We start from the raw sequence: 11,401 nt of genomic DNA, 5'->3' as shown, positions 1-11,401 counted from the left end.
GTAAAATTACGCATTATTTTAAAGACTAAAAACCTCAACAAAACTCATAAAAAATTAATCAATTTGACTTTTTATTAAATCCATTGCTAAAGCTTCAGTTTTAGGTGTTGCTAAATAATTATTAAATATTTTACCTAAAGATATATCGTGAGCTAAACGAACAGATGCTTGTCCAAATAGAACCCCTAATTTCTCATCCCACTCTTGATTAATAATCCAAAAAGATCCTGGTAACGGGGTAAACTCTCCAACATAAAATTGCCCATTACAATATAAAAAATCTATTCTTACAAACGGAGAAGGTAACTCTGAACTCAGTTTATTAGCTACTTTTATTAATTCTAGCAAATCATCTCTACTGCCTTTAAAAAGTCTATTTGAGTACTTACCAATATCAACATAATTGAGATCTGCATCATACCAACACCGCTCAATTTGGGGCATCCGTTTTGTTTCTAATATAAGTCCTACCTCGCCATAGAAAGAGTAACATTTAATATCCCTCGCTATTGAGCTCTCTCCAACCAATAACTCTTCTACCATCCAAACATCTTGTTTTACCGTTTCATTATTTAATAAGCTTTTTTAAGTAAGTCTTAACTTCAGAAATGCTACTATATTTTTCATTTTTATTTAAATAAACGATATTATCTTCTGAATAAACAATTACAACACCTCTAGCAGAGCTTTCATACATAGGTTTCACTACTACCCCATTTCGGAAATTCACTTCACTTAAAGGAATACCTACTTGGTAGATTTTAGGCGTAACAAAACCACACTTCTGTGCAAAACAATACCCTACGAGTTTATTATCTAGATTAAAAGTTGAACTTCTTTCCTTTTTTAATCTTATGCATCTTTTGTCATGATCCCACATTAAATCAAGGCTTTTAGAAAAAGATATCGGTTTTTCCTTACGTGTTTTTTCTTTAAATAATGTAGATAAAGTACTTTCATCTATATTTATTTCTATTTTCATTGCAACCCCACTCCTGTAAATCATAAATATTAAATTCTACAAATCATAAACTCAAAAAATCACGCTTAAGATTCTTTTTCTTTAACCTCTAGTACTATTAACTCTTCCTGGAATTTTAAACGATAAACTTTATCTTTCACTTCGATTTCATTCGGAGTACTTTTAACAACAATATGAGTGTCATTCAGCTTAACTAAATCACTTTTTGTCTTCGTTTTTATAATAACTTTAAGAGAATAGACACCACACTCAATATTATCTAAATTAATCCCCCCATATTTAGGAGTTGTAAAATATCCTTTATCATAATTCACGAAATAGTTTTTATAATAATTTTTTGATAACTCTGGTTTATTCCCTATAGCAAGAGGTAGAGCATACTCGTTATAATCTGATTCTAATATTAGAGTATACTTAACATCACTATATTCTTTTAACTCAATATCTCGTAAAAAATAAACTCCTTCTAAAAAAAACTTTTCACCTTTCAATTGCAACTCTTTCAATTGAAAAACAGGGGCATTTGAAGACTCTCTTTTTACTCTTATTTTTCCATCAAAATCAGCCGTCCCTATAATAGTACGATTATATATCGGTGGTAAATTAAAAGAGAGAGATCCCAATATACTTAAAATTAAAGGAGCATTATGGAACGTAACATCAGCATGAGTTCTAACCAACTTTGATACCGTTTCAATATAATTAAAATTTTCATACTTTAAGAACATATGAAGATACGGTTCTATCTGAGACTTAAACTTAGGATCTATTTTTGATGCGATAAAATATATATTTTTATTATATTTCTTATCAGACTTGATACATTCCAATATAAGATCATCAAAAAGATCAATATTTTCTATTTTATTCAAATCTTCTAGCAAAAACTGTGCATTTTCTCTAGGCTTCGCTCCTTTAGGAGCTTTTCCTACTAAAAAGGAGCCCAATCTAATAGTTGGAGCCGAAACAATAATATTTTTAAAATTATACTTAAGCCCATAATAAAGAGCACTAGTACCACCTTTAGAACATCCTAAAAGAGTGCACTGATCTTTATCTAAAGAATACTTTTCTAATACGCTAATAATAAAAGTATACAAAGCTTCTTCTAATGCACTCCCCTTAACTCCATTTTTTATTGAATCAAGGTAATAACTGGCATTAACACCATCAACAAAATCATCTTTGATCCATAAAATGTTAGCTCTATTAGTTTCTAATGAATTTTTAAAATCATACGTAAATTGAGATTTTCCTCCAAAGCCACTGAAAACAACTATTAAGTGGTCAGTATCATACCTTGCTTCTTTAAAAACGTATTTAATTTCAAAACTATTCATTAATATCGTTTTTTCCTTCATAAAATATTTCCCTATAAGGCCACTTAATAATTTAAAGTATTATATGCTATACATATTACTTAAATACTTCATCAACAAAACGTTGACTTGCCTTCCCATCTTCTAAAGGCATATAAGTATTAATAAACTCTTTTCTTTTGTCCTGATAAAACTTATCCCACTTATTAAGATTACTAATCCAATATAAAACTTTTTTAGATGTTTTAACTAAAGGTCCTGCCGCAGTATCTTCATATGGGACTAAACTTCCGCGAATTTCCCCTAAATAATCTTCTAAATCAGGCACAAAAAAGATCATAGGTTTCCCTGTTAAAGCATAGTCAAACCTTAAAGAAGAGTAATCTAATATAGCCGTATCAGAAGCTAAACATAAATCTGATATTTCAGGATAATCACTTACATCTATAATTTTATTATTAAGATCAATGCTACTTCCCATTCTTGTATTCATCATATGCCCCCTTAAAAGAAAGACATAATTATCATTTAATGAGCTTGTTAAAAATTCTAAATCTAAATAATCTATCATTTTCGCTCTGAACTCATCGAGAGAATAATTATCTCTATATGTCGGAGCATATAATATTGCAATTTGATGCTCTTTTATACCCAGTCGCTTACGCACATCTCTCCTAATATTATCCCTTTCTTCAGCAAAAAAAACATCATTTCTAGGATAACCAATTTCAAGTATCTTGGCATTTTTAGATGGGAAGACATTTTTTAATATGGGTGTCGCGTAAGGAGCAGGAGATAACAAATAATCCCATTGATCATGTCGCCGTAAGAACGAATCTATTCTATTTTGAGGATAATCATTTGCTTCCCAATAAGGTATTCCTGTAAGCTTAAATGGATAACCATGAAAAGTAGCAATAACTATCTGCCCTTTCTTCTTACTATAGAACTCTGGTTGATGCGTATTATCAATGATATATTTAGCCTTACTATATAACTCGAACCACTCCTTACTCTTCTCTACAATGGGAATTCCGCCCTCTGGGACTTTAACTGAGCTATCTCTGACACTCCAGTATAATTTGTAGCCTTCATTTCTATTATATAATTCTTTATGAATACCTACCGCATTACATGTTGTAGACTCACCATAATAAGTTCTAAAGAATACTATTTTTTCGTCTATGATATTTTCAGAATTCTGGTGTCCTAAAACATATTCATGTATTTTTCTCGCACCTTGCTCCTTTAGAGGAATAGATGGCTGTACAATTAAATTTAAATTATTTTGTGTTGGATGGCTTTCAATTCGTCCCACAATAGGACTTTGGGCATTTAACCAGTTAGGGAGCAACTGCGCAATTGAAGCAGAGTATAGATATCTAACTTCTTTATTATTGACATTTACTATTAGTTTATAATGCCCAGGAGATAAAAAGGTCTTTTGCCCATAAAAATCTTTAGTATAAGGTATTTCTATGATAGTTTTTTCATGGTTTATACATTTAACTTCACACTCGATCTGAGTTTTATCTGAAGATAAAATCACGCTGATTTTATTAATCGCATCTACACCATAAAGTTTACCTTCTAAAAGTAGACTATTAGATTTCTCAGTCATTTCCTTAAAATAATAGGTTTCTACTAACTCTCTAAGCCCTACATTACCATAAGCAGTTTGATATACTACAGATTTAAAATTATTACCCCTTAATTCAATTGGATAGTCAATATATTGAGGCCAAGCTATTATTTTTAATACACCATACTTATCTACTGCTCTAATCAGCCAATGATCAAAGTCTGCACTTTTAGTCATATTCCCATCTATACGGCATATATATTTTTTATCACCAATACCTGATATATTGAATAATACTGAATTAGATTCTAAACCCTTTTTGTTTATTTCTATAATTTTAACAGCAGCAAGTTCACTGCTTGAACGAATATTTAAGACAACAGATTTATTATCCTGATAAATAGCTTCAGCAAATATCTCTTTTTTCTCTATCGATAATAAAAAGGCATTATCTTTTTTACTGCTAGTAAATCTTACTCCAACTCCTAAATCAGTATTACTAGGCTGGATCTTTCCTGCAGCTCCCCAAGTTGCTATCTTTTTTAAACTTTCAACTCTCTGAGTATTATTAATATTAAATACAAAATTGAGTCTATAATTATATTTATGTTGCAAGTTTAGTTGATCAATATCTAAAAATAATCTAAATCCCCAGCGTCGATAATCATTTATCTGATGATTACTAATGCGATCCAACTGAGAATGACAGAACCAATTGACATCTAGTTCTATTTGACTAGCTTGATCTTGTTCCGACACTAAAAACACTTGTACTTCTAGATTCTCATCATTAGGATCTAATAATGGTACATATGACCATCCCTCCAAAAACAACTGGTTTCTATCAATCCAATAAGATTTACGTAACTCAATATTGGGTACATATTGATTTTCTTTTAATGAGAGCACTTCTTGAGGATAAGATACTTCGGGATCATTCCAGAAAGGGACCTTTAATACAATAGACTGATCTTGTGCAATAGCAGACATAGTATTGGTATTTCTAATGCCTAAATCTAAGGACTCCCGAACTTTATCAAAATCTTTCTGGATTAATAGCCATTGCAATGCAGCAAGATGAGCAGGAATATCTTTCCAATCAGATAATGATAAACGTTGCGTCATTGTTGTAAGCTTTTCAGATAACTCCTCCATATACTCTATGCCAGCATAATCTATGCAAGATAAATATTCCCTCATGTTATTTGACATGAACTGAACAACTCTATCTCGAGCTACATCAGAAAGCCCTTGCCTATCAAATTCCTCTAATGAGGTCAGTACGGCTGTCAGTATAGCTTTTAAATTATCTACATTTTTTGACTGTTGAGATATCGATGACATATCATCCCTTACTCTCCAGTCATATATAATATCAGGTAAGATATCGAATGCTTTTGCAGAGCTATATAACTTCGCACTCCACAATTGATCTTCGTATAGAACACCAATTGGAAAGTAGAGATTATTCTTTAAAATAAATTCTCTCTTTATCATCTTACTACAAGCAATTGCATTGACTAATATATCAGTATAATCTTGCAGTTTTAATTTTTCTTGCTTAGCGTGATGAGCCTGTCTAATCCAATGAGCCGCTTGCATATAGCCAAACGAATTAAATCGACAATATGACCCTACAGCAAAGTCTGAACCTGTTTTTTCTAATATATCTACAAAAACTTTAACTGCATTTTTTTGAATTAAATCATCAGAATCAATAAACCAAATATACTTTCCAGTTGCTAACTCAATACCTTTATTACGAGCAGAGCTCAACCCCCCATTTTCTTTGGAATAAATAATAATTCGTTCATCTAGATTAGCGAATTCCTCTGCAATAGATAATGAGCTATCTGTAGAGCCATCATTAATTAAAATAATTTCTAAATTAGGATAAGTTTGTCTTTGGATACTTAACAAACACTCTTTTAAATATTTTTCTACATTATATACTGGTATTATTATAGATACTAAAGGCATGCTCTTATCCATTATACGGAGAGTGTTTTTTTTATTCATTTTAAATCCTGATGTTTACTTTTTTATATGTGTTAATTTTAGTTAAATATTACAAATATCATACTAATCTTATTTGAAATTATTAAATAAATCAGACCATAACTCAGATGCTACTTTATGATCGAACTTGTCTTTTACTTTATAATAAGCATTCTCAGATATATTAGGCAAAGAACTATAGTTTTTGAACAAAACCTCATAAATTTTTTTACTTAGTCCTTTAATATCACCTGACTTTACTAAAAAGCCATCCTTGCCATCAGTGATAATATCTCTTGGGCCATAATTAATATCGTAACTAATAACCGGTGTTTTATTAGACATCGCCTCTATAATTGTTAAACCAAAACCTTCGTATACTGAGGACATCAGAGTTATATCAGACTTATGAAATACTTCATCTATATCGGTAGCGTATGAGTTTATTGATATAATATGCTGCAATTCATATTTCAAAACTAAGCTCCGTAAATACTCCTCCTGAGTACCAATACCAAATAAAGAAACGTGCAACTTAGATGAGTCTAAATTATAATTTTCTTTTAAAAGATTAATTGATAAAACTATATGATCTAATTGCTTAGAAGAAGCATAACGAGAAACTACATTAATGATTTTTTTATTTCTTATTGTCTTTTTACAAGGTTTTTTACTACAATTAACAGTATTTGGTATCACAAAATACTTCTCAGGATACCCGAATTGCTTTACTATATCATTTCGTTGTTGCTCTGTAAGAACAATAATGCCATCTACATTTCCAGCATTATCAATTGTCGAAAATATATCTTTTTTTATTGGTGCACCATACTTATATGGTGCTTGATAATGATTAGTATGTATTGTCAAAAACCTTAGTGCTTTTGTTGGGTCCATTGACATTATTTTCGATACTGAGCCAGGACCATCATTTATAACTATGTTATCTTCTTTTTTATGACTGGTGCATAACTCTTCAATAAAATAAGCGTAAAGTTTATTGCGACTATTAAATCCAATAGCTTTCTTGCTTAATCGATCAAATAAAAACAAATGTTCTTTTTCACTATTCCCCAGTCTATTAAACCTAGAAAAAAAACAAAAACCATCAGCCGTATAAAGCTTTTCTTCTACTACACTATTCTGCTCACATCTTATACTCTTAATCCTAATATTATTTTTATAATAATTAATCTGAGATACACCAAAAGAGCTATCATAAAACTCTTCCTTATGTAAGGATCCTTCAGTTGTAAAGTATTCTGTTTTAACCAACTTTCCTTCAAAAGTGAAATATCTTAAAAATTTTTTACTTTCATAAAATTGACTTTGAATAATAAATACATCTTTATTATTCCGATCATTCACTAATGGAGCAGCTTTATTCAGAGTGTTTTTTTCTCGATAAAAATCATATAGATTGATAATTTTAGAGTCTTTGTGCATTCTACCACTTTCTTTAAAAGCTAATTCAAGCTTTTCATAGTCCGTTTCAGAATCAAATGTTAAAAACCTAGAACTATACCCTAATAACTCATTAAATATATGAGTTCTATTGAGCATAACTCCGGTTATCCCACCCTGCTTAAATTTTAATGAGTGTACAATCATTAATATATTTTTCATATATACCTCTAAAATTATTGAACAATATCTTCTCTTTCTACAACATAAGAGAAATTATCTCCTGATAATTCTTGTAGTTGACTTGAAAACATGCATTCACGAGTTTCATTTACACTCAATAAATAATCTCTTGCTTTTAAACGTTCCTCAGCTAGATAATCATCGCCTTTAATCACGACTTGCTCAAATAACATAAATAACTCATCGATACTTGAGAATACATATGCATAATCTGAATAATCTAAATTACTATTCGACTTAACAATTTCTTTGTCAGACGGGATATATACAAAAATAGGTCCATTAGCAGCGATACATTCAGAAACTACTGCCGATATATCGCATATAAAAACATTGGAATCAATAATGAGGCGAGATAAATCATCCTCTTTAGAAGCAATATAAAAGTTTGCACCGACTTCTGCTAACGCTTTAGAAACTTTATCATCAATATTTTCTAAAAGTTTATTTCTACTTCCCGTTACGGGATGAAATTTGGCAGATAGATATACCCCAAATTTTTTCTGTAATTCGGATAACATTACTACTGATATTCGAGCAGAAGAATAATTATTTTCTTCATAAACCCCTTCCCAAGTTGGTAAATAAAGCACTCTAATATCAGGAAAACGATTCTCCCATGGAGTAACAGATGCGAGAAGAGCTTCTAACATATTAGGCCGACCAACTTTCACAAATTTCATATGTTTAGTTTCAAAACTTGCATTCTTAAATCGATCTATATGCGCCTGCCCAGCCACCCAGATTTCGTCATAAACTCGAAAAAACTTATGCGCACTTGCTGCTTTATCACTATCTCCATGCCCTAAAAATATATGTTTATAATTATTATATCTTAAGGAATGAATTAAATTACCGGTATTAGATAAATAGTAAAAAGCTTTAACATACGCAAGTTGCATTAATAGGTCTTCTACATCTATTGGTCGTCTTGCATAAGCAACATCAACATAAGGGTGATTCTTTTTCATCCAGTCAAATAGAGCTTGATTTCTAACTAAGACCATAAAATCATTACCATTTTTTAAAAAATGGGGTATCCACATATTCAAATGTGAGGGACCATGAGTCATTCCCTCACCTGTATGTATAATATGCACAATCTTTTTATAAATATTTACATTACTAATATCTAAGTCAGCCTTTACTAGTGCTTTAGGCGCTGCCTTTTTAAGAGGCTTAGACTTTGATACTGGAGCAGAGCTTTTTTTATTACCTAAACGTTTATCAAAAAAGTCTCTAAAAAACAGATTCGGATTATTTATTAACTTTGTCAACTTACTCATACTATTTCCTCTAATAAGGTTATTCTTTTATTTAAAACTTGTGTTGAATCTATTTGAGTATTATTAAAGAGAGCTTCTTTTAATGAAAAGAGATTATAACCCCCATTTTTGAGATCTAGCTCTATTCCATTTTGATTAACCTCTACTCCTACTTTTTGATATCGATCTAAATAGATAGTCGGAATATCTTCTCGTAAATTAATTTCATCATAAAAAGAGAAGTAAGGTATTAACTCATTAATACATTGGCTTTCTATTGCTGATATATCAACAAATGCATGTTTAGCGTAATAATTTTTAAGATGAGAGGGCTCTATTATTTTTACCCCTGAACGTTGTATCTTTATTTTTTGAATAAAACTAATTGATATCTCATTATGATGAAAATAGATTTCTACCCCAGACTTTTTCAGATAAAGTATCAACTCTATTAATTTATCCAGATACTTTTTCGTCCTATGCCCTAGATTAGGATGTGGCTGAATCACTATTCTATTAATATTTAGTTGTTTTAATGCTTGTAATAGACAACTTTTAACTAACTCAATATTTTTTAAGCTTGAGTAGTTTTCTGTAGCTAACCCGCCTTCCCACGTCGGAGCATAAAAAAGAACCGGGGTAGCTTTAGTTGACAAAGAAAACCCGGTTCTTCCTATAAATGTATCACCTACTAAAATTAAGCGACCTTTTTTATAATCATCTTCATCGAATAAACCGCTTTTATAATATCGTTCTAAACTTAATTGTCCCGCCATTGTGACATGATCATAGATGCGGATAATCGGCTTGATAGATGAGACCTTATTACTCTCACCATGAGTAATAAAAATATGTTTTAACTTACGATTTGCCACTAAGCGACAATTAGATTGGGCATTAAAGGCATAAAATATTATTTGACCTGATAATTGATCCAATTCGGAAGGACGCATAAACTGGTAAGGAACCCGCGCTCTTTCAAATATTTTTTGAAAGGAAGCAGCAGACTCCTTATACCTTTTTAAATAGATAATCGTATTATCCCTAGAAAATATTTCTTGCTCAAAGAAAGAGAGTAACTGCGTTGCAGTCCCCAATATTTTACTATCTAAATAGAGTGCGTAGGGATATCTTGATTTCATATCAACTCAGAGACCCAATCTTCATCTTTTTCACTTTTAATATCTAAAATAGAATCGATAAATTGCTTATCCTTTCTTTTAACATCAATCACATTTCCGGTTGTATTATTAATTAATGCTAATAAGGATGCAAATGCGACTGTTTGAGCATCTAACAATGTATCTTCCGGCTCGATTCCAAAGTTATTTAAACGCATTGGTGTTTTCGTTCTCTCTGGATTAATACAGTTTACGCGTATCGACTCATCCATCCACTCTTCAGCAAGTGCTTGAGTAAGATTAACCACACCTGCTTTAGTAGAAGAATAAACACTACTAAATGCCCGGCCACGAGTATAAGAGCTAGAGGTGAAGTTTAAAAGAGCACCTCTACTTTTCTTAAGGTACTTTTTAGCGACTAATGCTACATTGATAGCTCCTGTTAAGTTAATGCTCACCATCTCTGCAATTTGAGAGGCTTCCATATGATCTAAAGGCTGATTAGATAAGATCGCCGCTGTATTTACCACATAATCAATCCGCTTCTCTTTTTTATAGACATCCGCCAATGCTTTTTCAATTGAGGTGATATCCTTAACATTCACACCACTACTACGGCTAAAACTATAACTTTTCGCTTTATAATGATCTGCTAATTCAATAATCTCCGCACCAATACCGTAACTACCTCCAAAAACAACAATTACTTTACCGTTAAGTTTTTGGAATATGTCGGCAGAAGAGAGTTGCTCTAACGTGCAATTACTACGGCTCTGGAAGAGTTTATCTGCTAAAAAGAGATCAACAGATTGTGTTAATTTAATATTCGTTTCTGAACCCGATACAACTGCAATCTTCTCTTCCGGCAATGCCTTAAGAACAATACCACAGTCACAGGTTCCGGAAAGCTTTAGCGCTTCATAACGTTTATAAGCTTCTCTTAACGTGCCTAAATTAAACGCTTGTGGTGTTTGCCCTTGTCTTAAATCCGATCGATTTGGAATTTCAATAATTTCATCATGCGTTGAATTAAGCTTTACAATTGTATCTGAACAAGGGATTACAACATCTACCGCATTATAGCTATCTAACTTTTTAATACATTCATCGATCACATGCGCAGATAGTAATGGACGGACAGAATCATGAATAATCAATTTTGTTGACTCTGGATAGTTATGCAAGGAAGAGAGTGCCGACTTAGTAGAGTCTGTTCTCTCCTTTCCTCCATTAATCACTTTCGTTACTTTGGTGTAATCACCATTCAGTACTATCTTTCTAATCCCCTCTTCATAAAAAGGGACAGCAACAACAATAATTTCATCAATATTGTCATGATACTGAAATATATCTAAGGTATGCTCTAAGACAGTCTTACCTGCAATTTTAGCAAATTGCTTTGGGTATCCTAACCCCATGCGCGCACCAACACCGCCCGCTAAAATTACGCCTACTACTTTTGACATAACAATCCTTCTATAATATTC

General features: G+C 31.6%; 8 protein-coding genes. All 8 read right to left on the bottom strand.

The window, feature by feature from the left end; translation table 11 throughout:
• Positions 1-54 precede the first annotated feature (54 nt).
• A complete protein-coding gene (locus DC077_RS00195; protein WP_109217719.1) occupies positions 55-543 on the bottom strand; it encodes an ATP-grasp fold amidoligase family protein in 489 nt (162 codons plus the stop codon).
• Between the two features lie 25 nt (positions 544-568).
• On the bottom strand, positions 569-982 hold the full coding sequence (locus DC077_RS00190) for a hypothetical protein (RefSeq protein ID WP_109217718.1): 414 nt from the start codon (positions 980-982) through the stop codon (positions 569-571).
• Between the two features lie 65 nt (positions 983-1,047).
• Positions 1,048-2,343 (bottom strand): accessory Sec system protein Asp2, encoded by a 1,296-nt coding sequence (locus DC077_RS00185; protein WP_109217717.1) that lies wholly within the window; start codon positions 2,341-2,343, stop codon positions 1,048-1,050.
• 55 nt (positions 2,344-2,398) lie between these two features.
• Complete coding sequence (locus tag DC077_RS00180; protein ID WP_109217716.1) at positions 2,399-5,902, bottom strand: bifunctional glycosyltransferase/CDP-glycerol:glycerophosphate glycerophosphotransferase; 3,504 nt, start codon at positions 5,900-5,902, stop codon at positions 2,399-2,401.
• A 69-nt stretch (positions 5,903-5,971) separates the two neighbouring features.
• A complete protein-coding gene (locus DC077_RS00175) occupies positions 5,972-7,507 on the bottom strand; it encodes a glycosyltransferase (RefSeq protein WP_109217715.1) in 1,536 nt (511 codons plus the stop codon).
• Between the two features lie 14 nt (positions 7,508-7,521).
• Positions 7,522-8,814 carry a CDP-glycerol glycerophosphotransferase family protein gene (locus tag DC077_RS00170; RefSeq protein WP_109217714.1) on the bottom strand — a complete coding sequence of 431 codons (1,293 nt, stop codon included), beginning with the start codon at positions 8,812-8,814 and terminating at the stop codon, positions 7,522-7,524.
• A complete protein-coding gene (locus DC077_RS00165) occupies positions 8,811-9,935 on the bottom strand; it encodes a CDP-glycerol glycerophosphotransferase (protein ID WP_109217713.1) in 1,125 nt (374 codons plus the stop codon). Before DC077_RS00165 ends, DC077_RS00170 begins: the two co-directional genes overlap by 4 nt.
• On the bottom strand, positions 9,932-11,380 hold the full coding sequence (locus DC077_RS00160; protein ID WP_109217712.1) for a bifunctional cytidylyltransferase/SDR family oxidoreductase: 1,449 nt from the start codon (positions 11,378-11,380) through the stop codon (positions 9,932-9,934). The genes DC077_RS00165 and DC077_RS00160 overlap by 4 nt, the downstream gene beginning before the upstream one ends.
• Between the last annotated feature and the right edge of the window lie 21 nt (positions 11,381-11,401).

Source organism: Ignatzschineria cameli (assembly GCF_003121895.1).
Taxonomy (GTDB): Bacteria; Pseudomonadota; Gammaproteobacteria; order Cardiobacteriales; family Wohlfahrtiimonadaceae; genus Ignatzschineria; species Ignatzschineria cameli.
Note: the sequence above shows the minus strand (reverse complement) of the source record. Positions and strands in the feature narration are given on the sequence as shown.

Bases quoted from the DNA above. Each gene is read 5' to 3' on its own strand.
- DC077_RS00175 (WP_109217715.1), bottom strand. From the start codon at position 7,507: ATGAAAAATATATTAATGATTGTACACTCATTAAAATTTAAGCAGGGT.
- DC077_RS00180 (WP_109217716.1), bottom strand. From the start codon at position 5,902: ATGAATAAAAAAAACACTCTCCGTATAATGGATAAGAGCATGCCTTTA.
- DC077_RS00160 (WP_109217712.1), bottom strand. From the start codon at position 11,380: ATGTCAAAAGTAGTAGGCGTAATTTTAGCGGGCGGTGTTGGTGCGCGC.
- DC077_RS00165 (WP_109217713.1), bottom strand. From the start codon at position 9,935: ATGAAATCAAGATATCCCTACGCACTCTATTTAGATAGTAAAATATTG.
- DC077_RS00190 (WP_109217718.1), bottom strand. From the start codon at position 982: ATGAAAATAGAAATAAATATAGATGAAAGTACTTTATCTACATTATTT.
- DC077_RS00195 (WP_109217719.1), bottom strand. From the start codon at position 543: ATGGTAGAAGAGTTATTGGTTGGAGAGAGCTCAATAGCGAGGGATATT.
- DC077_RS00170 (WP_109217714.1), bottom strand. From the start codon at position 8,814: ATGAGTAAGTTGACAAAGTTAATAAATAATCCGAATCTGTTTTTTAGA.
- DC077_RS00185 (WP_109217717.1), bottom strand. From the start codon at position 2,343: ATGAAGGAAAAAACGATATTAATGAATAGTTTTGAAATTAAATACGTT.